Annotated in this window: 27 protein-coding genes; 20 read left to right on the forward strand and 7 right to left on the reverse strand. The window is 69.2% G+C overall.

Going from position 1 to position 25998, the window contains the following annotated elements; translation table 11 throughout:
• Nucleotides 1-68: 68 nt before the first annotated feature.
• From NO360_RS05765 to NO360_RS05785, 5 genes are all read left to right on the forward strand, one after another.
• Nucleotides 69-854, forward strand: coding sequence for a carbon-nitrogen hydrolase family protein (locus tag NO360_RS05765; RefSeq protein ID WP_256306593.1), 786 nt, complete (start codon nt 69-71; stop codon nt 852-854).
• A 78-nt stretch (nt 855-932) separates the two neighbouring features.
• A complete protein-coding gene (locus NO360_RS05770; RefSeq protein ID WP_256306595.1) occupies nt 933-1343 on the forward strand; it encodes a DUF7971 family protein in 411 nt (136 codons plus the stop codon).
• A gap of 75 nt (nt 1344-1418) precedes the next feature.
• Complete coding sequence (locus NO360_RS05775) at nt 1419-1712, forward strand: ubiquitin-like small modifier protein 1 (protein WP_256306597.1); 294 nt, start codon at nt 1419-1421, stop codon at nt 1710-1712.
• The gene (locus NO360_RS05780; protein ID WP_256306599.1) at nt 1709-1978 is read left to right on the forward strand and encodes a MoaD-like domain-containing protein; all 270 of its coding nucleotides are present in this window, start codon (nt 1709-1711) and stop codon (nt 1976-1978) included. Before NO360_RS05775 ends, NO360_RS05780 begins: the two co-directional genes overlap by 4 nt.
• Before the next feature lie 47 nt (nt 1979-2025).
• Nucleotides 2026-2418, forward strand: a complete 393-nt coding sequence (locus NO360_RS05785) for a DUF8048 family protein (RefSeq protein WP_256306600.1) — start codon at nt 2026-2028, stop codon at nt 2416-2418.
• A 111-nt stretch (nt 2419-2529) separates the two neighbouring features.
• Here NO360_RS05785 and NO360_RS19050 read toward each other — a convergent pair whose 3' ends face one another.
• A complete protein-coding gene (locus tag NO360_RS19050) occupies nt 2530-2928 on the reverse strand; it encodes a DUF7562 family protein (protein ID WP_390281943.1) in 399 nt (132 codons plus the stop codon).
• A gap of 146 nt (nt 2929-3074) precedes the next feature.
• Between NO360_RS19050 and NO360_RS05795 the strand changes: the two genes are divergently transcribed.
• The 5 genes from NO360_RS05795 (at nt 3075) to NO360_RS05815 (ending at nt 9710) form a co-directional block, all read left to right on the forward strand.
• Nucleotides 3075-3554: an RNA-binding protein gene (locus NO360_RS05795; RefSeq protein WP_256306601.1), complete on the forward strand. Its 480-nt coding sequence runs from the start codon at nt 3075-3077 to the stop codon at nt 3552-3554.
• A 195-nt stretch (nt 3555-3749) separates the two neighbouring features.
• On the forward strand, nt 3750-4103 hold the full coding sequence (locus NO360_RS05800; RefSeq protein ID WP_256306602.1) for a cell division protein SepF: 354 nt from the start codon (nt 3750-3752) through the stop codon (nt 4101-4103).
• A 77-nt stretch (nt 4104-4180) separates the two neighbouring features.
• Entirely contained in the window at nt 4181-7129 is a 2949-nt protein-coding gene (gene uvrA / locus NO360_RS05805) for an excinuclease ABC subunit UvrA (protein ID WP_256306603.1), read from the forward strand.
• A 324-nt stretch (nt 7130-7453) separates the two neighbouring features.
• Nucleotides 7454-8563, forward strand: coding sequence for a WD40/YVTN/BNR-like repeat-containing protein (locus tag NO360_RS05810; RefSeq protein WP_256306604.1), 1110 nt, complete (start codon nt 7454-7456; stop codon nt 8561-8563).
• Between the two features lie 64 nt (nt 8564-8627).
• Nucleotides 8628-9710 (forward strand): geranylgeranyl reductase family protein, encoded by a 1083-nt coding sequence (locus tag NO360_RS05815; RefSeq protein ID WP_256306605.1) that lies wholly within the window; start codon nt 8628-8630, stop codon nt 9708-9710.
• A gap of 2 nt (nt 9711-9712) precedes the next feature.
• On the opposite strand, the gene NO360_RS05820 is transcribed toward NO360_RS05815, so the two are convergent.
• The 4 genes from NO360_RS05820 to NO360_RS05835 form a co-directional block, all read right to left on the reverse strand.
• A complete protein-coding gene (locus tag NO360_RS05820) occupies nt 9713-11515 on the reverse strand; it encodes a PAS domain S-box protein (RefSeq protein ID WP_256306606.1) in 1803 nt (600 codons plus the stop codon).
• Nucleotides 11512-13020 (reverse strand): ATPase domain-containing protein, encoded by a 1509-nt coding sequence (locus NO360_RS05825; protein WP_256306607.1) that lies wholly within the window; start codon nt 13018-13020, stop codon nt 11512-11514. Before NO360_RS05825 ends, NO360_RS05820 begins: the two co-directional genes overlap by 4 nt.
• 71 nt (nt 13021-13091) lie before the next feature.
• Nucleotides 13092-14246, reverse strand: coding sequence for a CAF17-like 4Fe-4S cluster assembly/insertion protein YgfZ (ygfZ, locus tag NO360_RS05830; protein WP_256306608.1), 1155 nt, complete (start codon nt 14244-14246; stop codon nt 13092-13094).
• A 265-nt stretch (nt 14247-14511) separates the two neighbouring features.
• Nucleotides 14512-14814 carry a DUF6432 family protein gene (locus tag NO360_RS05835; protein WP_256306609.1) on the reverse strand — a complete coding sequence of 101 codons (303 nt, stop codon included), beginning with the start codon at nt 14812-14814 and terminating at the stop codon, nt 14512-14514.
• A 157-nt stretch (nt 14815-14971) separates the two neighbouring features.
• Between NO360_RS05835 and NO360_RS05840 the strand changes: the two genes are divergently transcribed.
• The 8 genes from NO360_RS05840 to NO360_RS05875 all read left to right on the forward strand — a co-directional run bounded on the left by NO360_RS05840 (nt 14972) and on the right by NO360_RS05875 (nt 22177).
• Nucleotides 14972-16252, forward strand: coding sequence for a DUF7093 family protein (locus NO360_RS05840; RefSeq protein ID WP_256306610.1), 1281 nt, complete (start codon nt 14972-14974; stop codon nt 16250-16252).
• A 75-nt stretch (nt 16253-16327) separates the two neighbouring features.
• Nucleotides 16328-16708, forward strand: a complete 381-nt coding sequence (locus NO360_RS05845; protein ID WP_256306611.1) for a DUF5611 family protein — start codon at nt 16328-16330, stop codon at nt 16706-16708.
• A 78-nt stretch (nt 16709-16786) separates the two neighbouring features.
• Nucleotides 16787-17245: a universal stress protein gene (locus tag NO360_RS05850; protein ID WP_256306612.1), complete on the forward strand. Its 459-nt coding sequence runs from the start codon at nt 16787-16789 to the stop codon at nt 17243-17245.
• Between the two features lie 193 nt (nt 17246-17438).
• Nucleotides 17439-18407, forward strand: coding sequence for an ROK family protein (locus NO360_RS05855; RefSeq protein WP_256306613.1), 969 nt, complete (start codon nt 17439-17441; stop codon nt 18405-18407).
• A complete protein-coding gene (locus NO360_RS05860) occupies nt 18404-20032 on the forward strand; it encodes an LVIVD repeat-containing protein (protein WP_390281938.1) in 1629 nt (542 codons plus the stop codon). The genes NO360_RS05855 and NO360_RS05860 overlap by 4 nt, the downstream gene beginning before the upstream one ends.
• A 154-nt stretch (nt 20033-20186) precedes the next feature.
• Nucleotides 20187-20519, forward strand: a complete 333-nt coding sequence (locus tag NO360_RS05865) for a NifU family protein (protein ID WP_256306614.1) — start codon at nt 20187-20189, stop codon at nt 20517-20519.
• A 48-nt stretch (nt 20520-20567) separates the two neighbouring features.
• A complete protein-coding gene (locus NO360_RS05870; RefSeq protein ID WP_256306616.1) occupies nt 20568-21548 on the forward strand; it encodes a DUF5787 family protein in 981 nt (326 codons plus the stop codon).
• Nucleotides 21549-21646: 98 nt separating this feature from the next.
• Nucleotides 21647-22177, forward strand: coding sequence for a TQO small subunit DoxD (locus NO360_RS05875; RefSeq protein WP_256306618.1), 531 nt, complete (start codon nt 21647-21649; stop codon nt 22175-22177).
• An 82-nt stretch (nt 22178-22259) separates the two neighbouring features.
• On the opposite strand, the gene NO360_RS05880 is transcribed toward NO360_RS05875, so the two are convergent.
• The gene (locus NO360_RS05880; protein ID WP_256306619.1) at nt 22260-23084 is read right to left on the reverse strand and encodes an MBL fold metallo-hydrolase; all 825 of its coding nucleotides are present in this window, start codon (nt 23082-23084) and stop codon (nt 22260-22262) included.
• Nucleotides 23085-23231: 147 nt separating this feature from the next.
• Here NO360_RS05880 and NO360_RS05885 point away from each other — a divergent pair, with 147 nt between their 5' ends.
• Nucleotides 23232-23504, forward strand: coding sequence for a DUF7553 family protein (locus tag NO360_RS05885; RefSeq protein ID WP_256306620.1), 273 nt, complete (start codon nt 23232-23234; stop codon nt 23502-23504).
• 168 nt (nt 23505-23672) lie between these two features.
• On the opposite strand, the gene NO360_RS05890 is transcribed toward NO360_RS05885, so the two are convergent.
• Entirely contained in the window at nt 23673-24290 is a 618-nt protein-coding gene (locus tag NO360_RS05890; RefSeq protein ID WP_256306621.1) for a transcription antitermination protein, read from the reverse strand.
• 135 nt (nt 24291-24425) lie between these two features.
• Between NO360_RS05890 and NO360_RS05895 the strand changes: the two genes are divergently transcribed.
• Nucleotides 24426-25988: a stage II sporulation protein M gene (locus NO360_RS05895; protein WP_256306622.1), complete on the forward strand. Its 1563-nt coding sequence runs from the start codon at nt 24426-24428 to the stop codon at nt 25986-25988.
• Nucleotides 25989-25998 lie beyond the last annotated feature (10 nt).

The following is a 25998-nucleotide window of genomic DNA, read 5'->3' on the forward strand; positions in this document are numbered from 1 at the left end:
AACTCGCACGTCACCACGCAGTATCTCGGTGGGGACGCTTTTTGTACTCGCCGGCGATGGGTCGGGGTATGCCGACGCCTGTCGCGGCCTGCCAACTCGCGCTCTCAGATCTCGACGCCGAGGCGAACCTCGCAGCCGTCGAGTCGCGCGTTCGCGGACTGCCCGACGAGGTCGCGGTCGCGCTCTTCCCCGAGTACGCGCTCACCGGCTTCGTCGCCGACCAGCGCGTCGCCGAGGTCGCGCTCTCCCGAGACGGGCCGGAAGTCGAGCGCCTCGAATCGCTCGCCCGCGAGTCGGGGACGGCGCTTCTCGTCGGGTTCGTCGAGCGCGCGGCGGACGGCGAACGCGGGCGGGAGGCACTCTACAACACGACAGTGTACGTCGCGCCGGACGGCGCACGCGCGTTCTATCGGAAGCGACACCTGTGGGAAGGCGAGCGCGAGGTGCTCGACGCCGGCACCGAGCGGGTCGTCGTCGACACCCCCGTCGGGAAAGCGGGGATCCTCACCTGTTACGATCTCAACTTCGTCGGCGACAGCGCGGCGTTCACGCGGGACCGGGTGGACGCGCTGTTCGTGGTCGGCGCGTGGCCCGCCGCCTACAGCGAGAACTGGACCCTGCTCCTCCGCGCTCGGGCCCTGGACGGCGTCCGCTGGGTCGTCGGCGCGGGGCGGACGGGTCGCCGCGAGGTCCCCGACGCCAGGGCCGTCGCGTACGCCGGGCGATCGCTCGTCGCACGGCCGGACGGCGGGATCCACGCGTCGCTCGACCGACGGGAGGACGACCTCGTCGCCGAACTAGATCCCGAGACCCTCGCCGCACAGCGGGACCTCGTCGGAATCTACGGCGAGTAGGACCGGGGCCCGGGACGACCGCCCGCGCGACGCGTCGCCGACGGCGACTTTTTCACGTCGGCCGCCCTCGGTCGAGGTATGACAGACAACGCGTCGGAGACCGACCGCGAACTCTCACTCGGCGTCCCCAGAGGCGTCCTCGAATCGCTCCCCGACGACGGCGACAGCGCCGTCGCGGACATGAAGCAGGCCGTCGCTGGGTTAGAGGGGAGTCTCGAAGACGCGATCGAGTCGGCCGACTCCGACGCGGAGGCGGCGAGTTACGCCGTCGACGTCGTCGAGCACCTCGAAGACCGGATGGAGACGTACGACGAGTTCGTCCCCGAACTCCGGGCATGGGGACAGTCGCCGATCTACGCCATCGCCTGGCGGAACCTCTACGCGGAACTGATCGCGCAGATCTACGAACACAAGTGGCTCGCCGCCCACATCGACCGCGAGCGGAACTACCGCCTCGTCGAGGACGGGATCCGCTTCGGCGACCGCTGACCGGTCGCCACCGGGAACGGCGCCGGCCCCGCACGGGCGCGCACCTTTTTTGCCCGCTGCGCCCCAGAGTCGAGTATGTCCGTTCAACTGCGGTTTTTCGCCACCTTTCGCGAAGCGGTGGGGACGAAGACGATCACCCGAGAGTACGACGCCAGGACCGTCGGCGACGTCCTCGTCGCCCTCGAAGACGAGTTCGAGGGGTTGGCCGGCGAGATTCTCGAAAACGGGACGGTGCGACCGCAGGTCAACGTCCTCCTGAACGGCCGCGACGTCGAACACGAACGGGGGATCGAGACGCCGATCGAACCCGACGACACGCTGAGCATCTTTCCGCCGGTCGCCGGCGGTGCGCGGGGAGGGGTTCCGTGAGCGACGCGCGAGTACGCAGAGAGAAGTCCTTCCGCGGGATCTCTCTCAGACTGGCGCGACACTACCTCGAAAAACTCGGCGGCGACGCCGTCAGCGACGACCGCGTCGCGGCCGAGGACTGGACGGCATCGCTGTCGGCGGAGAAGGTCTCGATCGGCCCGACGCTGAAACTCACCGAGGTGACCGTCGTCTTCGAGGGCGACCCCGACACCCTCGAAACGCTGATCGACCGCTTCTCGCAGAAGGCGATGCGCGCCGGTGGGTGAGGTGAACGGGGAGAGATGTGGGACCTGAACGACGAGGGGTGCGAGACGTGAACGACGAGGCCCGAACGAACGGCGGGGCTGACGCCTCGGCGATCCCACTCGACGGCGACGTCCTGCTGTACACGGGTGCGACGGCCAGCGTCGCTCCCGAACGCCTGGCACCGTTGCTGCGCGCGGTTCAGGAGCACCTTGGACCGCAGTTCGACGCGTACCGCCGCACCTACGAACGGGTTCACGCCGACGAGGAGCGCGCCGTCTTTCTGGTTCCCGACGGGCACTGGGCCGACGTCGGTTCCGAACTCGACCTCCCCGAGCGCGAGGTCGACGCGGTGCGCCGGGCACACGCCCAGCAGCTCAGGCGAATCGGCACGAAGACCGACAGACGCGACGAACTGGAGACCGCACTCGAAATTCGGGAGGCGGTCGTCGTGGGTCGTTGAGGGTCGAAGCGGAACGCTGTGGTCGGGTCGTCACCAGGTCGGTTTCGGTCGTCACCAGGTCGGTTTCGGTCGTCACCAGGTCGGTCTCGCGGTCGTCGCTCGGTCGAGCAATCAGGGGTCCCGGTCGGACTCCTCGGTCGATCCGTACCGTTCCTCGACCGTCCGGACGTACTGTGAGATGAACGCCGCCTGCGATCCGGGCTCTCGATCGGTTCCGGAATCGCCGGTCGACGCCCGCTCCCCCTCGGCCTCCGGATCGAGCGCCGACGCGCGCTCGGCGTCGACCGAGACGGTCTGCTCGACGTCGATCAGAAGCGCTTCGAGTTCGTCGCGGGGCTGGTGACAGAGGTCTCGATAACACCCCTTGCAGAGGTGCTCGAAGGACTTGCCGTGTCTCTCCCAGCGGTTGCCGTGCTTGTCGTACTCACGCGCTTCCGAGCGCGGGAGCGACGTGCCGCAGGCGATGCAGACCACCGTCGTCCCGTCCCGGGTGTTCCGGGAGCGCCACATACGACTACCCAGGCGCCACCGTTACTTAGCGTTTGTCCGCGCGGGCAGTCGACGGCGCGCAGCGGGTGCGCCGACCGGAGGATCGACCGGGCCAGAGCGCGCGCCGTGTCGCGCCATTTATCGGCCGGCGCACCGTGCGGTCGGACATGCAGGTCAAATCCCGACACCACCTCCGCGCCGACGAGATCAGCGACCTGGAGGCCGCGATCGAGTCGAAGACGGGCGTCGAACTCGACGGCGACGCCTACGAGATGGTCGAACTCGCCGACGAACCCTTCGACGTCGTCCTCGTCGACGGCGAGACCGACGTCGTGCAGTTCGCGGACGAGGCCTTTCTGACGGTCCAGGGCGCGAACCGCCACGAGGTGACGAAGGGCGTGGTGACCGTCGACGCCGGGGCCATCTCGTTCGTCAGCGACGGCGCGGACGTGATGCGGCCGGGAATCGTCGAGGCCGACGCCACCGTCCGGGAGGGTGACCTCGTGACGATCGCCGAGGAGACGCACGGCAAAGTGCTCGCGATCGGACGAGCGCTCGTCGACGGGGAGGAGATGACGGGCGACTCGGGGAAAGTCGTCGAGTCGATCCACCACGTCGGCGACGACCTCTTCGAGTTCGTGGTCTAAGCGGGGCAGTGACCCACGACGTCAGTCCGAGACGTCCGTTCGGGCTCACACACGGATTCGCCAGTCCGGTCCGGATCGCCCGGGCAGTCGCCCTCTGTACCCGTGTGCGCCGCGATCGACTCCGCCGAGAGTGGCTCTCGCGTCAGACGCTCGTCTGACGTAAGAACTAACGTGTTACTGCCGTTTGAAGGTGGTATGGGGATTATGAGCAAGATCATCAGCGGGGGCGGACAGCATTCGACCGACGAGTACGTCGACCTCGACGTCGACGGCATCGATACCTCCCGCGGTGAGGCCGGAATGAGCGTCCGGATCGCGAAGATCAGCGGCCAGCAGGACGTCGTCGCGATCAAGGACGCCGTCTACGACGGGGACCTCGTGATCGCGGACATCACGCGTCACACGACCTCCGACAGCACGATGGAGCACATCATCGACGACCTCCGACAGGTCGCCGAGGAGGTCGACGGCGACATCGCTCAGAAGGGCGACGACCAGATCATCATTTCGCCCACGGGCGTCGGCGTCGCGCGTCAGAAACTCAACTGAGGCCGTCTGTCGGCGCCGGTTCCCGGGACCGCCGGAACCGACGAACTTTCCTCTCCGCTCTCCATACCCGAGCGTAGATGAGCAAGGACTTCATCGAGGTTCGCGGTGCCGAAGAGCACAATCTGAAGGACCTCGACGTCCGGATTCCGCGCGAGACGTTCACCGTCGTCACCGGCCTCTCCGGGTCCGGAAAGTCGTCGCTCGCCTTCGAGACGGTCTACGCCGAGGGCCAGCGTCGGTACATCGAGTCGCTGTCGGCGTACGCCCGTAACTTCCTCGGGCAGATGGACAAACCGCAGGTCGAGTCCGTCGAAGGGCTCTCGCCGGCGATCTCCATCGACCAGAAGAACGCCGCCAACAACCCGCGGTCCACCGTCGGCACGGTGACGGAACTGCACGACTACCTCCGCCTGCTGTACGCCCGCGTGGGGACGCAGTACGATCCCGTCACGGGCGAGGAGGTGGGCGAGCAGTCCGCCCAGGAGATGGTGAGTCAACTGCTGGAGCTCCCCGCGGGGACCCGCGCGAAGATCGCCGCGCCCGTCGCTCGCGATCAGAAGGGGGCGTTCGAGGACCGCTTCGAGGACCTCGTGAGCGAGGGGTACGCGAGGGTGGAAGTCGACGGCGAGGAGTACGACCTGACGCTCGACGAACCGGACCTGGACAAGAACTACGACCACACGATCGACGTGATCGTCGACCGCGTGAAGATCGACCCGGCGAGTCGGTCGCGGATCGCCGACTCGGTGGAGACCGCGCTGGAGGAGGCCGACGGCGTCCTGAAGGTCATCGTCCCCGACCCGCCCGAGGACGTCCCGTTCGCCTCGAACACGCGGTCGACCGGCGCCCTCGCCGGCGAGGGCGACGACCGCCTCGTCGTCGAGTTCTCCGAGGAACTGGGCAATCCGAACTCGGACTTCCAGTTCTCCGAGATCGAGACGCGCTCGTTCTCGTTCAACAGCCCGCACGGGGCCTGCCCCGAGTGTGAGGGCCTCGGACAGACCAAGGAGGTCGACGAGGACCTCGTCGTCCGCGATCGCTCGAAACCGATCAAGCACGTCTTCGAGGCGTGGTCGTACAACCGCTCGTACTATCGGACGCGACTCGACTCGGTGGCCGAGCACTTCGGCGTGAGCGTCGACACGCCGTTCGAGGACCTCGACGAGGACGTGCAGCGACAGTTCCTCTACGGCACCGACCGGGAGGTCGTCTTCGAGCGCCAGACTCGAAACGGGACGCGCCGGAAGACCAAGCGTTTCGAGGGCGTCATCCCGAACCTCGAACGCCGGCACGTCGAGACCGACTCCGACTCGACCAGAGAGCACATCGAGGACTATATGGCGGTCACCACCTGCCCCGCCTGCGAGGGGACGCGGCTGAAGGAGCAGTCCCGACACGTCCGCGTCGCCGGCACCGCCATCACCGAGGTCAACCGGATGAGCATCGGCGACGCGCTGGCTCACTTCGAGGGGCTGGAAGCGGAACTCACCGAGCGCGAACGAACCATCGCCGAGGAGATCCTCAAGGAGATCCGCGCGCGCCTCGGCTTCATGGAGGAGGTCGGTCTGGAATATCTCACGCTCGACCGCGAAGCGTCGACTCTGTCGGGCGGGGAGAGCCAGCGGATCCGACTCGCCACGCAGGTCGGTTCCGGTCTCGTGGGCGTCCTCTACGTGCTGGACGAGCCCTCGATCGGCCTGCACCAGCGCGACAACGACCGCCTGCTCGACACGCTCGAAGGCCTGCGCGACCTCGGTAACACGCTGCTCGTCGTCGAACACGACGAGGAGACGATGCGACGCGCGGACAACGTCATCGATATGGGCCCCGGTCCGGGCAAGCGCGGCGGCGAGATCGTCGTGCAGGGCGACTTCGACGACGTCTGCGACGCCGAGGGGTCGGTCACGGGCGAGTACCTCTCGGGGCGAAAGGAGATCCCGGTTCCCGATGAGCGCCGCGACTCGGAGGCCGAACTGACGATCCGCGGCGCGCGCCAGCACAACCTCGATGACGTCGACATCTCGATCCCGATCGGGCAGTTCACCGCCATCACGGGCGTCTCCGGGTCGGGCAAGTCGACGCTGATGCACGAGATCCTCTACAAGGGCCTGGCTCGGGAGATGAACGACAACACCTCCGTCGATCCCGGCGACCACGACGCCATCGAGGGGATCGACGAGATCGAGACCGTGCGGCTGATCGACCAGTCGCCGATCGGGCGGACGCCGAGGTCCAATCCCGCGACGTACACGGGCGTCTTCGATCACATCCGAAAGCTCTTCGCGGAGACGAAGCTCTCGAAGCAGCGCGGCTACGAGAAGGGCCGGTTCTCGTTCAACGTCAAGGGCGGCCGGTGTGAGGCCTGCGGCGGGCAGGGCACCGTGAAGATTGAGATGAACTTCCTCTCGGACGTCTACGTCCCCTGCGAGGAGTGCGACGGCGCGCGCTACAACGACGAGACGCTCGACGTGGAGTACAAGGGCAAGACGATCGCGGACGTCCTCGACATGGAGGTCTCCGAAGCCCTGGAGTTCTTCGAGGCCAACTCCCAACTCCGCCGCCGACTGCAGTTGCTCGAGGACGTCGGCCTCGGCTACATGACGCTCGGGCAGCCGTCGACGACCCTTTCAGGGGGAGAAGCCCAGCGCGTCAAACTCGCCGAGGAGTTGGGGAAGAAACAGACCGGCGACACGCTCTACCTGCTGGACGAGCCGACGACCGGCCTGCACAAGGAGGACGAGCGGAAGCTGATCGAAGTGCTCCAGCGGCTCACCGACAACGGCAACACCGTCGTCGTCGTCGAGCACGAACTCGACCTCGTGAAGAACGCGGACAACATCGTCGACCTCGGCCCCGAGGGCGGCGAGGGCGGCGGCGAGGTCGTCGCAAGCGGCACGCCCGAGGACGTCGCTCGCGCGGAGGACTCACACACGGGGCGGTACCTCCGCGACCTGCTGCCCGCGATCGATCAAGAAGGGCCGCGCGCGGACCGGCGCAAACCCGCGAAACCGGCTGACGACGACTGAGGTGAAATCGAGACGGTCGGTCGGAGATCGGATGCGAACGCGAGATACCGACGCGTCGCTGTCGGCCGCGCGAATCGCAGCGGTGGCGAACAGTCGGCACCCGCGTCGGCGACGGCCCGTCCGTGCGTCGCCGTTCTCTTCCCGCGCCGACGTGCCGAGCAATCGCGACCCGACGCGGGGCTGGCTTCAGGTCACGGCGCGTCTGGTCCCGTCTTGGCATATAAATACACGTTCCAACTCGTTGCGGTAGCGATCGCTCGATTCCGGCTTCCGCAACTCCAGCCCGACGGGGAGGCCAAGTGACTGCGTCACGTACGAGAATCTATGACTACCTGTTACGCCGCCTCGGGCGCGGGCGTCCTCGTCGTCCGCAACGTCGCTGCCGACGGCGACGGTCGCGAGGCGTCGAGCGACGATCCCGCCGCCGTCGGACCGACCGCCGGGTACGCGTTCGAGCGCGACGACGTCGAGTGTCTCGACGCGTCGAGCGACGCCCCCGAACGCGTCTTCTGCGGGACGTTCGACGCGGGACTGCACCGCTCGGTCGACGGCGGACGGACCTGGGAGCGCGTCGGCGAGGGCGTCCTCGAACCGTCGGTGACGAGCGTGACCGTCTCGCCGCACGACCCCGACGTCGTCTACGCCGGAACCGAACCGAGCCGCGCCTACCGCTCCGCCGACGGCGGCGACACGTGGGCGGAACTGGCCGAACTCACCGACTTGCCCTCCGCGCCGACGTGGTCGTTCCCGCCGCGTCCCGACACGCACCACGTCAGGTGGATCGAGGTCGATCCCGGGGACCCGAACCACCTCTACGTCGCCGTCGAGGCCGGCGCGCTGGTCCAGACCCACGACGGCGGGGAGACCTGGGAGGAGCGCGCGCCGTCGACCCGCCGCGACACCCACACGATGGCGGTCCACCCCGACGCGCCCGACGTCGTTCGGGCGGCCGCGGGCGACGGCTACGCCGAGAGCCGCGACGGCGGCAAGTCGTGGTCGTTCCCCCAGGCGGGGCTGAAACACCGCTACTGCTGGAGCGTCGCGATCGATCCGGGCGACCCGGGGTGCGTGCTCCTCTCCGCGGCGTCGGGCGCACGGCGGGCGCACACGTCCGGGGCGGCCGCGTCGTATCTCTACCGCCGACTGGAGCACCGCGACGACGCCGTCGGCGACGCGGCCGGCGCTGCCGAGGAGTCCGGCGCGACCGACGCCGACTGGGAACGCCTCGACGGGGCCGGGGTGCCGACCGGCGAGGGGCTCCTCCGGCCGGTCCTGGCGCCCGGCACCGTCGACGGCGAACTGTTCGCGCTCACGGACCGGGGGCTGTTCCGAACCGACGACGGCGGCGACAGTTTCGGCCGCGTCGACGTGGAGTGGCCCGAGACGTTTCGGGGGACGACGGCGAGCGGGCTTGCGGTCGTCGAGGACCGATGACGCGAGCCGTCGGCCCCGCGCCGACCGAGAAGGTATTTGCCGTCGGATCCGGTATGGGTGAGTGATGTACGATTTCGCGGTCGTGGGCGTCGGCCCCGCCGGCGCGCGCTTCGCCCGGCGCGCGGCCGAGTCCGGCTACGACGTCGTCGCCTTCGAGCAGGGAACCGTCGGGACGCCGCTCGCGTGCTCGGGGCACGTCAGCACCGACATCTGGGACTACGTCCCCGACGACGCGAAGGCCGACCTCCTCCAGAACCGGGTCTACGGCGCGCGGTTCCACGTCGGCGGCCCCGACTCGGCGGCCTACCCGTTCTACAAGCGCGAGGAGATCTCGAACGTGATCGACCGGGTCGAACTCGATCGCACGCTCGCCGACTGCGCTCGTGAAGCGGGTGCGGACGTCCGCGAGGAGCACACCGTCGTCGACGTCGACGAGCGCCACGACGGCGTCGAACTCACCGTCTCGAACGCCGGGGGGACCGAGACCGTCCGGGCGAAGATGGTCGCCGGCTGCGACGGCCCGACATCGCGCGTGCGCCGACAGTGCGGGCTCCCCGAACCCGCGGAGATCCTCCACGGCGTCCTCGCGTTCGATCCCGACCCCGACGACGGCGACTTCGTCGACGTCCACCTCACCGCGCCGCGGTTTTTCGCCTGGCGCATCCCGCGCGGCGACGCGGGCGTCGAGTACGGCCTCGCGGCCCCGCCGGGACGCTCGGTCAACGACCTGTTCGAGCGACTCACCGACGCCTACGCGGTCGAGACGGAACACTTCTGTTCCGGCGCGATCCCGATCGGCCCGCCCGAGCGGGTGCACGGCCGGCGCGCGTTCCTGCTCGGCGACGCCGCCGCGCAGACGAAGCCGTTCACCGGCGGAGGCATCCTCTACGGGATGACGGCCGCCGACTGCGCCGCGCGGACCGTCGACCCCGACGATCCGGGGACGCTCAGGGAGTACGAGTCGGCGTGGCGGTCGGAGCTCTCCCGGGAAATCGCGCTGGGACACTGGCTCCGCCGCGCGTACTCGCTTCCGGAACCGATTCAGCGGCTCGGCCTCCGGACGCTCTCGGGCGAGATCGGCGTCCATATGGACCGTCCGACCTCGTTCTTCTCGCGGGAGCACCTGACGAAACTGGTCGGCCGGTAGCGTTACACCCTGAACCCGTCGCGGTCGATGTCGCGATTCCCGTCTGGGGTCGAGAAGCGCAGTTCGATCGTCGTCCCGTCGTCTTCGGCGTAGTCAATCCGTCCCCCGACCCGTTCGACCGTCCAGCGGACGAGCCAGAGACCGACCCCGCCGGCGTGTTCCGTCGGGCTCTCCTCGGTATCCGCGAAGACGGTGTGTTCGTGTTTGGGGATCCCGTCTCCCTGATCCGTGACCGAGAGGAGCGTCTCGTCCGGTCCGGGATCGACCCGAACGACGATCGGCGGATCGCCGTGTTCGGCCGCGTTTTCGACGATTTCGGCGACGGCCAGGGGAACGCCCTGATCGCCCCGGATTGGGGCCTCGTCGGGGAGTGACGTGTGCACGGGTGCGTTCGGATAGCCGGAGCGGACCTCCTCGATGGCTTCGCGCGTGTCGACGACGAGGTCCCGCGTCTCGACCGTCGCCACCTCGTCGCTCACGACGTCGCGGAACTGCCTCGCGGTCTCGCTCTGGCCGAGGAGGTCCTCGCCCGCGTCGAGAATTCGCTCGGCCGCGCCGCGGACCGCGGGATCCTCGTGGTCGGCCAGCTCCTCGGCGTACCCGGTGACGACGTTCATCCGGTTGCGGACGTTGTGTCGAAGCACCCGATCGAGCACCGAGAGTCGGCGTCGGTTTCTGACCCACTCGGTGACGTCCCGCTGGAATCCGAGGTAGTTGGTCACCGTTCCCGACGCGTCGCTGACCGGCATCACGTCGAGCGCGTTGTAGAACAGTTCGCCGCTCTTCCGGTAGTTGACGACGATCACGCTGACAGGCAGGTCGCGGTCGATCGCACGCCGGATCCGCGCGACGGTCTGTCGGTCCGTTCGCTCGCCCTGGAGGAACCGGCAGTTGCGACCGATCGCCGCCTCGCGGTCGTAGCCGGTGATCTCGACGAACTTCTCGTTGACGTAAATCATCGGGTTGTCCGAGAGGCTCGGGTCGGTGATCGTGATCCCGATGCTCGCCTCGTCCATCGCCCGGCGGTAGAGTTCGAGACGGCGTTCGCGCTCGACCCGCTCCGTCACGTCCTGCAGGAGGACCAGCAGTTCGTCGCCCTCACCGGTGTGGACGGCGGCGGTTTCGCAGAGCGCGGTCCGATCGCCGACCTCGAGCGAGACCGTTCGGAACGTCGGCCCGGTGGAGTCGATGTCGGCCGGGGCATCGTCGAGGAGCTCCGAGAACGACGCGCGGTCCGACTCGGCGACGAACGTCTCGAGGGAGAGGCCCGATAGCGCCGCCGAGTCGCGGTCGAGGAGCTGTTCGGCGGCGCGGTTGGCCGCGCGGATCTCGCCGTCGGCGACCAGCACCTTCGCGTTCGGGGCCAACTCGAACAGGCGACGGTACCGCTCCTCGGCCTCCCAGAGGTCCTGTGAGAGCCGGCGACGGCGGGCGAGCGTGTCGATCCGGAACTGGAGTCGCGCGGGGTCCAGCGGCGCGCTCACCACGTCGTCGATCAGCCCGCGAGCCGACGCCTCGATCCCCTCGAAGCTTCGGTCGCGCTCGACGACCAGCAGACAGGGGAGAAACGTCGACGCCGCCGCCTGCGCTCGACGGATCTCGTCGGCGAACTGGCGCAGACCGGTCCGGTCGGCGAGGCAGACGTCGAACGCCGGCAGTCGGTCCGACTCGGAGGCGTCGGAGGGCGTGACGAGACTGTACGCCGACGCGCTCTGCACCCAGTCGACGAGAACGCGCCGGTTCCCGCGGTTCGAAACGAGGACGAGGACGTTCGTCCCGCGGATCGACTGCGTCCCGTCGGTCATTTGTGACTATCGGTGCGATCGGAGGGCGAGTCGGAATCGCCGTCGTCCGGCCCGAACGGGCGATCGCTCCCCCACTCCGGCGTTCCCGTGAGAACCCCGCGGAGCCCGGTCAGCGGTTCCCCGACGTGGACGCCGTTGTCCCGGATCTCGAACTCACGCAGCGTCCGCTCGAAATCGCCGGTCCGCTTTTTCAGCACGCCGGCCGCCTTGCGGAGTTCGCCGTACGCCTCCAGATATCTGAGAAACAGGAGGTTGTCCGCGAGGTAGCTGATGTTCGAACTCGTCGGCTCGAAGTCGCCCGTGACCGAGTCGAGGTCGTCGACGAAGATCGCGCTCACGCCCATCCGCTTGAGGTACCGTCCGAGCGCGTGCAGTTCCCGGATCAGTTCCGACTCGTCGCCGCGGATCGAGAGCCGGTAGCCGGAGATGCCGTCGATCACGACGAACTCGGCGTCGCGTTGCTCGACTTCGGTCCGGACCCGCTGGGCGAACTCGTCCGGAGAGATCGAGAGCGGTTCGACCTCTTCGACGGCGAGCGTCCCGTCGGCTTCCAGTTCCTCGATCGGGACGCCAACCCCCTTCGAGCGGCGGACGAAGGTGTCGCGCGTCTCCTCGAACAGGTAAAAGACCGCGCGGTCGCCTCTCGCAGCCGCCTCGCTCGCGAACTGCGTCGCCGTCGTCGACTTCCCGACGCCGCTGGGGCCGCTCACCACGGTCACCGTGCTGCTCTCGATGCCGCCGTGGAGCAGTTTGTCGAGTTCGTCGACGCCCGAAGAGAGCGTCCGCGACTCCCGGATTCGGCCGTGCGAATCGGGCGAAAGTTTCGTGAACACCGACATTCCCGAATCGGAGATCCGCACCGTGTGCGCCCCCGAGCGGAAGTCCGAGCCGCGGAACTTCGTCACCTCGATCGTCCGCCCCTTCGGCGCGTGATCGAGCCTGATGCTCCCGTCGCAGAGGTACTCCAGCGTGGCCCGCTCGCCCTCGACGGCGGCCTGGGAACTGAACAAGACGGTCGCCCCCGCGTCGGTGAGGTACTGGACGAACCCGGCGACCTCCTGGCGGTACTGGTACTCGTCGGGGGCGAGGTACTGGAGGTGGGTCAGCGGGTCGACGAAGACGCGGTCGGGAGCGGTCGCTTCGACCGCCTCGACGATCCGCGCGGCGACGCCGGAGCCCTCGACGACGTCCGGTTCGAACACGTCGTAGGACTGGTCGTCGACGAACCGGGCCGCGTCGGGCGAGAGGTCGAGAAACGTGATGTCCGACGTGTCGAAGCCGACCCCCGCCGCGTCGTCAGCGAGGTCCGCGGGGTCCTCCTCGAAGGCGACGAAGAGAGCGTCTTCGCCCGCTTCGATGGCCTCGGAGAGAAAGTGAAGTCCCGCGATCGTCTTTCCCGTTCCGGCCCCGCCGGTCACCATATACGCCCGCTCCCGGATGAGCCCGCCGTCGAGAATCTCGTCGAGGCCGGCGATGCCGGTCGAGAGACGATCGCGCTCGTGCATAGTACGGTCGGTGAACCCGGGGCTATTGATTGTTGGGATGCGGTGGCTACTCGGGGAGCCGGCACCCCGCGCTACTCGCCCGGATACGACGGGAGACGCGCCGAAACGGCGCTCCCCTCGACGAACGGCAGCGGAGCGACGGTCGCCTCGACCGTGCCGTCGGCAGTTCGGACCACCAGCGACGGCCCGCTTTCGTCGTTGATTTCCGCCGCAACTCCGGCATCGACGAAGCCGAGCGCGATCGATCGACCCAGGCGCGGACTCTCGACGGCCCGGGTGACCTCGCCGACGGTCTCGTCGGTGTCGCCTCCGCCCCGTCGAGCGACGAGCGACGCGCCGGCGTCCGGCAGCGTCCACCCCTCGTCGCCGTCGTGTCCGTCGAGTCGGAGCCCGACCAGCCGCTGACTCGGCCGCCCGCGGTTCTCGACCTTCGAGACGACCTCCTGGCCGACGTAACAGCCCTTCTCGAAATCGAGCGCGTTGCGGACGCCGACCACGTTCGGGATCCGGCCGTCGAGTTCGGTGTCGAAAAGCGGCGTTCCGGCCTCAGTCGTGAGGATCTCCCAGGTCCGATAGCCGAACGGAACGGCGTTCATCCCGAACGTCAGGAGCGTCTCGAAGACGCGCTCGGCGGCGTCGACGCCGCAGACGATTTCGTACCCCTCCTCGCCCGCGAGGCCGTCGCCCGCGATGACGGTGACGCCCTCGCCACCCATCGATCCCCGGACGAAGGTGAGTTCGGGTTCGGGCGCGCCGGCCCCGTTGAGTACGCTCGCGACCTTTTCGGTCGATTTCGAGCCGTGAACGCCGAAAATCGCGAAGTCGGTCGACGCCTCGCGGACCTCGACGTCTTGAATGAAGACCTTCTCGGCCCACTCGGCGGCCAGCGGTTCCGCGTGCGCCGGCGGAGTGAAGCACAGCAACCGCTCGCCGGCGTTGTAGACGTACAGGTCCGTCTCGATGCGGCCCTGGGGGTCCAAAAGCAGCGCGTAGACGCCCTCGCCGTCGGATCTGGGGACTCGATTCGACACCGTGTCGTCGACGAACTCGATCCGGTCGTCGCCCTCGACGACGACGACGCCGTAGCCCATCTCGATCACGCCGGCGCCGTTGCGGACCGCGAGCGTCGTCCGCTCCGGACGGCCGTAGTCGATGACGACCCGACGACCGCCGCGCTCCTCGAACGTCGCACCGTGATCCTCGTGTAGTTCCGTGACGACCGTCATTGTCAGTCCCTGCGCGCCCCACGCGGAAAACCGCAGCGTCCCGCCGGTCGCCGCGCTCCTCGCGGTGGGATCGGCAGCACTCGACGTACGTTTATATACGAAGGCGGGACCAGACGCGTCGTGACGTAGAATCCACCCCGCGTCGGGCAGCGGTTGCTCGGCACGTCGGCGCGGGGAAACCGAACGGACGCGATGGGGCGGTTCGGCCGCCGTGGGCGGCGGTCCGTTCGAGCGGGTGCCGACTGTTCGCTACGGGCGCGACGGCTCAGAGCCCCAGCCGATCCCGAATCGCGTCGACGACGCTCTGCTCCTCGTTCTGTGCCTCCTGCGGGTCGGGGACGACCTTGTCGGCGACGAGGATGACGACCCGGTCGTCATCGCCGTTCTCGACCGAGATGAGGCCGTCCCGCTTCAGCGCCGCCAGCGCGTCCTCGATGTCGTCGATGTCGGCGTCGACGGCGGCGCGCACCTCGAAGACTGTCATTCCGTCGCCCGCACGATCGACGAGTGCGTCGAGCACCGCCACTTCGACGTCACGCCGGTCTCGGAACTCGCGCCGCGCTCTCATACGGAGACGTTGATGCCGATGGGGTATACGCTTACCGCCGGTCGGGGCGGGAAGCCCGACGAGGAGCGACGGCCGCGGCGGCTCGGGACCGGGGTCGTCTGCCGTCCGTCTGACGCAGGAGGTACACTTTTGGCGCTGACTGCCGGAACAGCGGGTAATGGGACTCAAGTGCCGTCTTCTCGGGCACGCCTACGGGGACTCCGAGGTCGAACGCAACCGGGAGGAACAGGGGGACGAGGTCGTCGTCACCATCCGCGAGGTGCAGGTGTGTGAGCGGTGTGGCGCCGAGCAGGTCGTCAGTCAGAACAAAGAGGTGACGGCGATTCGCTCGCCCGCCGAAGTCGGTCTCGACGACGCCGAACCGGCCGACGGCGACGCCCCGTCGACAGCCGACGATACGCCCGCGCCACCGACACAGTCGGAAACGGCGGACGGACCGGGGACGACGCCCGCCGAATCCGGTGGAGCGGCCGACGCGAGCACAGACCGACCGGCGGCGGACGCAAGCCCCGAGGGCGCGACCGCGTCGGCGAGCGCGGACGACCGGTCGGACGGCAGCGCTCCCGCTGCGGGGGCATCCGGCGACGCCGCCGGGGGAGCGGAAGCAGACGGGCAGGTAGCCGACTCGTCGGGTACGGGTCCGGAAAGCGAGCCCGCGGGAGCGTCGGCCGAACCGATCGAGGACGCCGAATCCGACGGGTGGGAGACCGGGAGCGACGACTGGGACGACGTCGAGGCCGGTCCCGACGCCGACGACGCCGTCATTCTCGACGACGAGGAGACCGAGCGAGACGAGGCGCAGTGGCCCGAGGAGACGGACGCCGATCCGACCGGGGCGACGCGGCACCCCGGCCCGGCCGACGACGAGATGTCGGCGGCCGACGATGCACCGGGGAGCGACGACGCGCCGACGCCCGAGGACGAGGCGGAAGTGACGAACGACGCCGAGATCATCGACGGCGACGCGGCGGTCGACGACGCGCCGCCGGAACGCGGCCACGGCGAGTGGCCCGAGCGGGACGACGCCCCGTCTGCGAGCCAGTGGCCCGAGCACGACGGCGAGGACGAGGGCTACGACGCGACGGCCGACGGAGACCCCGACGTCGACCTCGGCGGGAACGGTCTCACGCCGGAGGTGAACGGCCGCGCGGACCTCGACGAGAGCGGCGACCGTTCGGTGCAGGGCGTCGCCGTCGAGCGGGACCGTCCGGCCGACCGGCAGCAGCGCGGGGGAGCGGACGCGTCCGAAGCGGCCCAGGACAAGGGGTTCATCCGCGCGGGCGAGTCGACGTCGCTCGAATCCGACGTTCCGGACGACCACATCGAGTTCTACTGCCCGAACTGCGGTCACGCTCGAACGGCGGGCGCGTCCTCGATGCGCGCCGGCGACATCTGTCCGGAGTGCAAACAGGGGTACATCGCCGAGCGCGAACGGTGAATCCCGGGTCCACGGTGCCGACGCCGATCGATCGGTGACGAAACAAGTAAACCACCACCTATCGAATCACGCTCTATGAAGGAGTACAAGATGCGTCGTGGGGAAACGCTGGAGGACCGCATTCCGGATATGGAGTCGACCGTCGAGGACTACTTCGGCCCGATTTCGGGGACGATGGAGTACAAGGGAAGCGACCTCTACGTGGTCGAGGAGCCGTCGAACCCGGTGTTCAAGCGGGTCGTCGCGGGAGCGGTGAGTTACAGCGGCAAGAAGGACCGACTCGGCGTCGAGTTCGAGGAGCGCGATCCGACGGAACTGTCACCCGACGATCTCGAAGCCGCCGGCGACGCGGTCGACGCGAAGAACGACTTCCTCCTGGAGGCGACCGGACGGGACGCGAAGTCGCGTCGCGACTCGATGAAACGCGACGTCGAAGACGACGCGCCGGACTACTGATCGGCACCACCGACCGGGCGACCCGTTGCAACGGGGACGTGATTTTAAATCCCGGAAGCGAGTAGTCGATCGTGACAGATGGCAATCGAGACGATTCTCCTGGCTGTTGGACCGAGAGATAAAGACCGGATCGGTCGCCTGACCGAGGAAACGCTGGACGTCGCCGTCCCGACGGGCGCAACAGTCGTCGTCGGGCACGTGTTCACGTCCGAGGAGTACGACGAGGTGCTGGACAAACTGGAGTTCGACCGCGAGGTCGACGAAGTATCCGCCGACGACGTCGCCGGCCGCCACGCGACCGTCCGTGAGATCGTTGACCGACTCGACGAGGCCGGCGTCGACTACGAGGTCCGCGGTGCGGTTGGCGACCACGCCGACTCGATCGTGGAACTGGCCGAGACGTCCGACGCCGACCGCGTCATCGTCGGCGGCCGTCAGCGCTCGCCGACCGGGAAGGCGGTCTTCGGGAGTACCGCCCAGACGGTGATGCTCGAGGCCCCGTGTCCGGTCACGTTCGTTCGGAGCGGAACCAAGTGAGGGCGGTCTCCCGCGGACGGCGCTCGGGGGACGGGTCGGCAGCGACGTCGGACGTCGGGACGGGGCGATCGTGACGCGGTAATCGAACCACTGCGGGGGCGGTTCTGCGACGGAGCCTCGCGGCCGGCGGACGGACCTTCGCGATCGATCCGAACCCGCTGAGTTAAGTGCGGGGATCACCCGTATCGACACAATGGCCTACTACGTGGGCGTCGACCTCGGGGCGACGAACGTCCGTGCGGTCGTCGCCGACGACGACGGCACGGTCATCGGACGCAGCGACCGCGGGACTCCGCGGGGGCCAACCGGAATTACGGTCACCGAGGCCGTCCTCCGGGTCGCGCGGGAAGCGTGTGCCGAGGGCGGTGTGGAGCCCGAACAGGTGAACGCCGCGGGGATCGGCGCGATCGGCCCGCTGGACCTCGCGGAAGGAACGGTCGAGAACCCCGCGAACCTCCCGGACACCATCGACCGCATCCCGCTCACCGGTCCGCTGTCGGTCCTGTTCGACACCGACCGCGTGTACCTCCACAACGACACGAACGCCGGCGTCATCGGCGAGCGGTTCTACTCGGACCGGAATCCCGACGATATGGTCTATCTCACCATCTCCTCGGGCATCGGCGCGGGCGTCTGCGTCGACGGCAACGTCCTCTCGGGATGGGACGGGAACGCGGGCGAGGTCGGACACATGACCGTCGACCCGCAGGGACTGCTCACCTGCGGCTGCGGCCACGACGGCCACTGGGAGGCGTACTGTTCGGGCAACAACATCCCGCGATACGCGCAGTTCCTCTACGAGGAGGACGACGTCGAGACGACGCTGCCGATCGAGGCCCCGGAGTTCTCCGCGGTCGACGTGTTCGCCCACGACGGCGAGGACGAGTTCGCCACGCACGTCGTCGAGCAGCTCGCCCACTGGAACGCGATGGGCGTCGCGAACATCGTCCACGCGTATGCGCCGCTCATCATCTACGTCGGCGGCGCGGTCGCGCTCAACAACCCCGAGCGGACCCTGGATCCGATCCGCGAGCGGATGGACGAGATGGTGATGTCGAACGTGCCCGAGATTCAGTTGACGACGCTCGGCGACGACGTGGTCGTGAAGGGGGCACTCGCCAGCGCGATGACCGACGGGACCGGGGACAGAACGCGGCTGTGACGCGTCGACGCGACGTTCTACGCGCCGGCGGCGCGCTGTTCGGAGCGGGCGTCGCACTGGGCGGAACGGACGCGCTGGCCGAGCGCCGCGGGTATCGGGGCGCGTCGACGGCGAGGGCTCATCCCGGACCGTACGAACCGTACGGTTCGATCGACGTCGAGGGCGCGAAGGAGGCGGTGGTCGGTCCCGACGGCGACGTGGCGTTCCTCGCGACGACCAGCGGGTACGCCGCCGTCGACGTCTCCGTCCCGGACCGCCCCCGACTTCTCGCGGACGTGCGCGAACCGCTCGCAGAGCGCGACAGCGGGCCGCTCCGCGGCGTCTTCGACGTGAAACTCGACGCGACCGACCCGGGGACGCTCGTCGTCGTCGGCCCGGCGAACCCGCTGCCCGGCGCGCTCGCGGGGGCGCTCGTCGTCGACGTGAACGACCCGGAGAATCCCGAACGACGGGCGTTCCACGAGACGCCGTTTCCGATTCACAACTGCTTCGTCCGCGACGGCGTCGCCTACCTCACCGGCAACGACGGCGATCGAAATCCGCTGATCCTCCTGGACGTCGAGACGGGCGCGGAACTCGGCCGCTGGGCGCTCGAAGACGCCGCTCCGTCCTGGGGCGAGGTTCCGAGCACGCTGCGGAGCGTCCACGACGTGTTCGTTCGCCACACGACCGCGTTCGTCGCGATGTGGGACGCCGGCACCTGGATCCTCGACGTCTCCGACCCCGAATCTCCGACCGCCGTGGGCAGCCTCGGCGGCGGCGACCCCGCGGCGTTCGCGGACCTGTCGCGCTCGGCGGCCCGCCGCGAGGCGACCCTGCCGCCGGGAAACCACCACTACGTCGCGACCGACGAGTCCGGGACGCTCCTGGCCGTCGGCCGCGAGTCGTGGGGGATCCGAACGGACGGAGCAGAGGACCCGCAGACGGCGGGGGAGAAAGGCGATAGTCCGGAGACGGAGGCGGACGGGGACGCATCCGCGGAAACGACGTCCCCGGACGGAACCGTCTCGCCGGACGCCTCCGACGGCGGGCCGTCGGGCATCGACCTCTGGGACGTCTCCGATCCCGCCTCGCCCGAACCGAAGGCGACGATTCCGGCACCGCCGTCGCCGGACCCGACGTACGGCGGCGTGTGGACCACCGCGCACAACTTCGAGGTCGCGGGCGGCGTCCTCTACGCGTCGTGGTACCAGGGCGGCGTCACGCGCCACGACGTCTCCGATCCCGGGTCACCGGAGCGGGTCTCGTGGTGGCGCGATCCGAACGAGGCGAAGTTCTGGACCGCGCGGCTGGCCCGGGCCGGCGACCGGAAGGGGTTCTTCGTCGCGAGCAGTATGGGCGTCGGCGACGCCCCCGCTCGGCTGTACACGTTTCCCGATCACGCCGGCGAGCAGGCCGATCCGCCCGGAGTGCTGCCGGATCGGTCGCCGACGCCGGTCGCCGGGGTCGAGACGCGGTCCGCGGACCCGCCCCTGACGACCGGAGCGGGGGCGGCGTCGGCGACGACGGAGTCCCGCCCGTCGGCGGGCGTCGGCATCGGCGCGCCCGGGTTCGGCGTCGCGGCGGGTGTCACCGGCCTCGCGCTGGCGGCCTGGCGGCTGGCAGGGCGGGCACGGGAGGAGTGACCTGGATTCGGGACAGTCCCGAGAGGCGGGGTAGCCACCGGTGACGGATGCGGAGCCGAGACCCTCCTCGAAGACCGTGACACACTTTTCTCGACGGCCGAGGGCTGCGAGTACAACCGCAAGGTTCCAAAGCTTGGGGGTCCTACAGGCAGCAATGACCGATTCCGAGGACTCGCTCCGGCGGCGCGTCGAGACGTGGATGGTCGGGCAGATGCCGATCATCCAGATGCACGGCGGCGAGAGCGTCGTCCGGAAGGCCGACCCCGACAGCGGCGAGGTCGTCGTCGAACTGGGCGGGGCCTGCGCCGGGTGCGGCATCTCGAACATCACCGCGGACAACATCAAAGCGGACCTGCTGATGGAGTTCGAGGAAATCGAGGACGTCCGCGTCAAAGTCCCCAGCGCCGGGGATCACGGGAACAGCACCGTCGAGGGCGGTCGCGGCGGCGAACTGCAGTACGGCACCGACGACCCCGGCCACTTCTGAGCGCGGGCCGACGGCGCGTTTTTGAGTCTCCGAGGCGTTGGGTCGGACGTGGCCGACGCCGACACGCCGCGGGAGTTCGCCTTCGAACTCGCACTCTGTGCGCACCTCGAAGAGACGACCGAGTGGATCCTCGGTCGGCAACTGGGCGCGGCCGTCGATCGATCGGGTCGGCGCATCGTCGACGTCGTCGGCGTCGTGCCCGGCCCCGACTTCGACGACCGAGCGCGGATCACCGATCGGACGATTCCGATCAGGGCCATCGAGAGCGACGTCGGCGTCGGAACGAGCGTTCCGCGAAACCGGACCGTTCGCAACTCCTCCGAACTCCACGACTCGGTCGTCGACGCCGCCGTCGACGCCGGGTTCTTCGCGACGGAGCGGCACGACGGTCGGGAGTTCCTCCGACAGACGGCTCGATACCCCGACTCGTGGTTCGCTGGGCTCGTCGGCATCGAGAACAAGCCCGACCTCGGAGCGCCCGGGGACCTCGCCAGACAGCTCAGAACGGACGTCTCGCTCGGGCTGTTCGAGGAGGTCGTCCTGGCGACCGAGAGCCACGTGACGCGCGCCCACCTGAATCGGATCCCCGAGGAAGTCGGCGTGTGGCGGTTCGATCCCGAGACTGGACGGCGTGAGGAGATCCGCGAGGCGACGGCGCTCGCGACCGGCGGCCCGGGCGTCGAACTCGTCGACGAGCGGCCGCTTCGGACCGACGTCGCGCTCGTCGACGGCGACGGGAAAGCGCGGGCCCGAACGCGAGTCGCGGAGCGAGCCTACGGCAAGGGGTGGCGAACGTACGACCTGCCGGCGTGTGCGCACGCGGAGTCGACCGCCGACGGCCGGCCCCGCTGCGCGGAGTTCGAGCGGATCGTCGATCCGAGTCGAGCCTGCGGAGCGGCGTGTTCCGCCCGCGATCCCGGAACGAGGCCCGACGTCGACGCCGACGAACTGCGGGACGAACGGACGCCCTGGCGGCGGGACCCACCCGGCGTCGTGCGCCGGCAGGCGGGACTCGATCGGTTCGGATGAGAAGTTCGGATCCGAGTAACTCCGTTCCAGGAAACTGAAAACCGCCCCGGGTTTATACCGCGGTTCCGTGTCATCGTCCAGATGTGAGGTGAACGACGATGGCAACTTCCATACAAGCCAACCTGGCGAATCCGTTGGAGTTCGACCTGCAAGGGACGCTCGCAGGCTACTGGGTCGCCGTCCTCCGCGTCGTGACGGGCTACTGGTTCCTCCACGCGGGGATCACCAAGTTCGCGTTCATCGCGGGCGAGCCGTTCAGCGCGCAGGGGTACCTCGTCAACGCCCCCGCTGCCAGCCCCATCCAGGGCTTCCTCGTCTGGGCCGGACAGACGCCGTGGCTCCTGGAGTTCACGAACTTTATGATCCCGGTGGGAGAGACGCTCATCGGCCTCGGGCTGGTCGCCGGCGCGCTCGTCCGGCTGGCGAGCTTCTTCGGCGGCGTCCTGATGGTGTTCTTCTACCTCGGGAACGCCAGTTGGTCGCACGGGCTGGTCAACGGCGACCTGATGGGTCTGCTGCTGTTCGTCACGGTGGGGATCCTCGGCGCGGGTCGCGTCCTCGGGCTGGACGCCATCCTCGAGCAGACCGAACTCGGGAAGAAGCGCATCGCGAAGTGCCTGCTCGGGTAGCAGTGCCCGCTCCGACGGCAGCCACCTGACGCCTTCTCGACTTCGCTGCCGACGCGTCGAGCGGTGGGGACGTAGTCCCCGATCACAACTCGTAGGTCTCGCCGTCGACCGCCAGCGGTTCCTCGAACGCCTCCTCGGCGGGATAGAAATGCGCCGTGTGGACGATACGCGTCTCCGAGGCGGAGAGGTCTGCGGCGAGGTCCAACGCGCCCTCTCTGGTCATATGTTTCTGCCCGAAGGTTCGCGGGACGCCGGCGTCGTCGAAGTGTTTCCCGCCGCGCGGGTGGTGTTCGCTCAACGACGCCGGAACGATGCCGTCCGCGAGGAGTAGGTCGGGGTCGTCGAGGACGGTCCGCGACTCCTCGGGGACCCCGTAGCTCGTGTCGCCCGAAAGCGACAGCTTCGCCCCCGTCTCGGGGTCCTCGACCGCGAGACCGTAACAGAGCAGCGGCGGGTGGTCGACGGGGACGAGCGTCACCTCCAGCCCGCAGACCGCGAACGGTTCGAAAGGAGAGCGAGCGTGGACGCTCACGCGATCCAGGTAGTCGTACTTTCGCGAGACGGTCTCGGCGACGCTCTCTTCGGTCTGCGGGTCGATCTCGTCGGCGGCGTAGACCGGGAGGTCGTCGAACAGGCGATAGGCGTTGCCCAGTCCGTCGAGGTGGTCGAAGTGAATGTGCGTGACGATCCCGGCGTCCGGAAGGGCAACCTCCTGGGTCAGAAACTGGTGACGGAAGTCCGGGCTGAAGTCGACGAGCAGCGTCTCGCCGGTCCGCTCGTTCTCGACGTGGACCGAAAACCGGGTGCGTTCGACGCCGCGGCGGCGCGCTTCGGCGCACGTCCCGCAGTCGCACCCCACGGTCGGGGTCCCGGTCGTATCGCCCGTCCCGAGGAGAGTGACCCGCATCGTAGAGGAGTGAGAGCGGCCGGATCATAAGCGTGGCCGAAGAGACCCCGCGAGGCGGCACCGTCCACTGCCGGGAGCGACGGCGACCGCGGGAACGGGGCCCGTCGAGTCAGAAGCATTTTGCGGGTTGCCGTCGTCGGTCTAGATATGTCTCACGAACTGCTGCAGGAGGCGAGCGAGCGCCTCCGACAGGCGGCGGAAGCGACGAGCGGCGACGACGTCCAGCGCCGCGTGTACGACCAGTCGGACGCGCTCGCGACGCTCGCGGCGCGGGATCGCACGCCCGACCACGGTCGCCTGGCTCGGCACATGAACGTCCTCGCCGAACTCGCCGAGGAGACCGACGGAGCGGCCCACGAGGCGGTCGTCGACGCCCGCTCGAAGGTGTCCGAGTTCCGCGAGGGCGTCGAAGGCGTCTGACGAGCGACCGACGCCCGTCGTCCGCCTATCGGCCGTCTGAGGCCGTCAACCCCTCTATTTCGACTGGAGATTGCGGACTGTTCACAAATCTGTGAGGTCGGCGGCGGCCGCTCGAACCGAGCGACTCGTTCAGAAACCCGCCCCCGATCGCGACGCCGCCAATTCGTCTCAGCAGACGTTCTTCGGCTTGATGCCCATCGATTCGAGCGTCTCGACGTAGTCCGCGTAGGCGGCTTCGATCACCGCGTCGGCGGCGCCGCGGGCGCGTTCCCACTCCGCTTCCGACGCACACTCGGCGTCGAGGGCGTCGACGACGCGGTCCCGTTCGGCCTCCAACGCCGAACGGAGGTCGCGGAAGTCGTCGGCGGCCATCGGGTCGGCGTCGCCGACGAAGAAGCCGACCATCTGCCCCGCGTGCTCGCCGGCGACGAGGTAGCGGCCGAGCAGCCCGCCGAGCCGGGCCGGTGCCGAGTCGAGTCCCGAGAGGGCGTCGTACAGTCGGGGCTGCTCGTCGAGTTCGGGGTCCTCGGCGACGGCCGCGGCGTGCCCGCGGGCGTCCTCGGCGAGGTCCGCGAACAGGTCGGCCGTCGCTCCCGAATCCGTGTTCTCGATCCACGTGTCGAGCGTCGCCGCGAGCGCGAGCGCGTCGGTCGCGGCCGCCGCGCGGACGCGGTCGCCGTCCATCTCGCCGCCGGTCAGGGCGTACATCGCCTTCGAGGAACCCAGCCGCGAGAACGCCGTCTCGTGTTCGTCGCGCAGTTCCGCCGCGAGGTCGGCTCCGTTCATACCCGTTCTTCGGCGTCCCGCCGCTTGTAGGCATCGACACGCGGCACTTTCCATCGACACGCGGCACGTTCGCTCCGTCGGAATGCGATCTCGCCGTCCCGAAGGTCTTTGCTCGCGGATCGAGATGTTCGGACCGTGAATCCCTCCACCGCCCTCCGGACCGGCGGCCGGTTGCTCTGGGAGCGATCGGCGTCGGTGATCCCCGTGTATCTGCTCGCGTCCGGGCTGTACGGCGTCGCCCGCGTGCCGTTCCTCGTGGCCGGTCTGCTCGCCGTCTGGTTTCTCGGGACGACCGGCCGACTCGACCCCTTCGTCGACGTGCTCCGGGAGACGGGGGCGGGGCCGGGGTCGGTGTCCCCAGATCCGGCCGAGGTCGAACGGATCGCTCCCGACCTGGGGGAGGCAGTCGCCGGGCTCCTGACGCCCGAAACCGTGGCGCTCCTCGTCGCGGGCGGACTGCTCTCCCTCCTCCTGGCGCTCCTCGCTTCGGCGGTCGGAGGGGCTGCCGCCGTCGGCGGCCTGTACGGGCTGTTGCGCGGTGAGGACGGCGTCCGCGCGGCGGTCGACGGCGCGCGGCGGTACTGGCGTTCGATCCTCGGAGTCAGACTCCTGCTCCTCGCCGCGCTCGCGGGCGTCGGCCTCCCGCTCGTCGGTTTCTTCGCTGCCGTCGGGGGATTCGTCACCACGACGATGGCCGCCGCGTCGTCCACCGGAACCACTCGGTCGTGGGCGGTGCTTGGGCTCGCCGTCCTCCTCGGGCTCTTCGCCCTCCTCGTCGGTGCGCTGCTCGTCGCCGGGGTCTACGTCCTCTTCGCGTTCGCCGAGCAGGCGGTCGTCGTCGACGACGTCGGGACGGTGGCGGCGGTCCGGCGAAGCGTCCGGTTCCCCTTCCGCCGACCGTGGGACGCGCTCGGGTACGTCGCCGTCGCGTTCGGCGCGCTCGTCGTCTCCGGCGCAATCGGGAGTTCGGCGGCGGCGTTCGGCGCGACGCGGGTGACGGCCCTCGTCGGGGCGGTCCTCCTTCCGCCGGTCGTCGACGGCTTCAAGACCTCGCTGTACGCCGAGCGAGAGCTCCCGTCGGACGCCGAACTGGCCCGCCCCGAAGAACGACTGCGCGCGGCGTTCGTCGGCGGACTCCGCGCCGTCGGCGGATTCGTCCGGGGGCATCCGGCCGCGAACCTCGCGTCGCTCGGCGTCTTCGCTGCCGGCGGCCTCGTCGGCTGGCGCGCCACGTCGTCGTTCGGGCTTTCGCTCCCGATCGGCGGCGACGTCGCGAACGTCTTCGGTTCCTTCCCGCTCGGGACGTTCTTCAACCTCGCGGTGAACAACTGGCTGGTCGCCGCCGATCTGGCTTACAGCGGCCTCGCGGTCGGCGTCCCCGCGGTCGTCGGCCTCGGGTTCAACGGAATCGTCGTGGGTGCCGTCGGCGGTGTCTTCGATCCCGTCGCCTTCGTCGCGCTCGTCGCGCCCCACGGCGTCGTCGAAATCCCCGCGATCGTCGTCGGCGGCGCGCTCGGACTCTGGCTGGGGGGCGTCGTCCTCGGCGTCGTTCGGCGACGAGGCCACGGCGACGACGTTGCCGCGGCGATCCGCGAGGCCTACCGGGTGCTCCTCGGACTGGTTCCGCTGTTCGTCCTCGCGGCGTTCATCGAGGCGTTCCTCACGCCGGCGATCGCGAGCCTCGTGCTCGGCGGCTAACGCGCCGGCG

Source organism: Halobellus litoreus, from assembly GCF_024464595.1.
GTDB classification, from domain to species: domain Archaea; phylum Halobacteriota; class Halobacteria; order Halobacteriales; family Haloferacaceae; genus Haloquadratum; species Haloquadratum litoreum.

Excerpts from the sequence above, each read along its gene's own strand:
- NO360_RS05875 (WP_256306618.1), top strand. The coding sequence starts at position 21,647 with ATGGCAACTTCCATACAAGCCAACCTGGCGAATCCGTTGGAGTTCGAC.
- NO360_RS05765 (WP_256306593.1), top strand. The coding sequence starts at position 69 with ATGCCGACGCCTGTCGCGGCCTGCCAACTCGCGCTCTCAGATCTCGAC.
- NO360_RS05885 (WP_256306620.1), top strand. The coding sequence starts at position 23,232 with ATGTCTCACGAACTGCTGCAGGAGGCGAGCGAGCGCCTCCGACAGGCG.
- NO360_RS05775 (WP_256306597.1), top strand. The coding sequence starts at position 1,419 with ATGTCCGTTCAACTGCGGTTTTTCGCCACCTTTCGCGAAGCGGTGGGG.
- NO360_RS05825 (WP_256306607.1), bottom strand. The coding sequence starts at position 13,020 with ATGCACGAGCGCGATCGTCTCTCGACCGGCATCGCCGGCCTCGACGAG.
- NO360_RS05770 (WP_256306595.1), top strand. The coding sequence starts at position 933 with ATGACAGACAACGCGTCGGAGACCGACCGCGAACTCTCACTCGGCGTC.
- NO360_RS05850 (WP_256306612.1), top strand. The coding sequence starts at position 16,787 with ATGGCAATCGAGACGATTCTCCTGGCTGTTGGACCGAGAGATAAAGAC.
- NO360_RS05795 (WP_256306601.1), top strand. The coding sequence starts at position 3,075 with ATGCAGGTCAAATCCCGACACCACCTCCGCGCCGACGAGATCAGCGAC.
- NO360_RS05845 (WP_256306611.1), top strand. The coding sequence starts at position 16,328 with ATGAAGGAGTACAAGATGCGTCGTGGGGAAACGCTGGAGGACCGCATT.
- NO360_RS05890 (WP_256306621.1), bottom strand. The coding sequence starts at position 24,290 with ATGAACGGAGCCGACCTCGCGGCGGAACTGCGCGACGAACACGAGACG.
- NO360_RS05800 (WP_256306602.1), top strand. The coding sequence starts at position 3,750 with ATGGGGATTATGAGCAAGATCATCAGCGGGGGCGGACAGCATTCGACC.
- NO360_RS05820 (WP_256306606.1), bottom strand. The coding sequence starts at position 11,515 with ATGACCGACGGGACGCAGTCGATCCGCGGGACGAACGTCCTCGTCCTC.
- NO360_RS05865 (WP_256306614.1), top strand. The coding sequence starts at position 20,187 with ATGACCGATTCCGAGGACTCGCTCCGGCGGCGCGTCGAGACGTGGATG.
- NO360_RS05835 (WP_256306609.1), bottom strand. The coding sequence starts at position 14,814 with ATGAGAGCGCGGCGCGAGTTCCGAGACCGGCGTGACGTCGAAGTGGCG.
- NO360_RS05810 (WP_256306604.1), top strand. The coding sequence starts at position 7,454 with ATGACTACCTGTTACGCCGCCTCGGGCGCGGGCGTCCTCGTCGTCCGC.
- NO360_RS05855 (WP_256306613.1), top strand. The coding sequence starts at position 17,439 with ATGGCCTACTACGTGGGCGTCGACCTCGGGGCGACGAACGTCCGTGCG.
- NO360_RS05840 (WP_256306610.1), top strand. The coding sequence starts at position 14,972 with ATGGGACTCAAGTGCCGTCTTCTCGGGCACGCCTACGGGGACTCCGAG.
- ygfZ (WP_256306608.1), bottom strand. The coding sequence starts at position 14,246 with ATGACGGTCGTCACGGAACTACACGAGGATCACGGTGCGACGTTCGAG.
- uvrA (WP_256306603.1), top strand. The coding sequence starts at position 4,181 with ATGAGCAAGGACTTCATCGAGGTTCGCGGTGCCGAAGAGCACAATCTG.
- NO360_RS19050 (WP_390281943.1), bottom strand. The coding sequence starts at position 2,928 with ATGTGGCGCTCCCGGAACACCCGGGACGGGACGACGGTGGTCTGCATC.
- NO360_RS05880 (WP_256306619.1), bottom strand. The coding sequence starts at position 23,084 with ATGCGGGTCACTCTCCTCGGGACGGGCGATACGACCGGGACCCCGACC.
- NO360_RS05815 (WP_256306605.1), top strand. The coding sequence starts at position 8,628 with ATGTACGATTTCGCGGTCGTGGGCGTCGGCCCCGCCGGCGCGCGCTTC.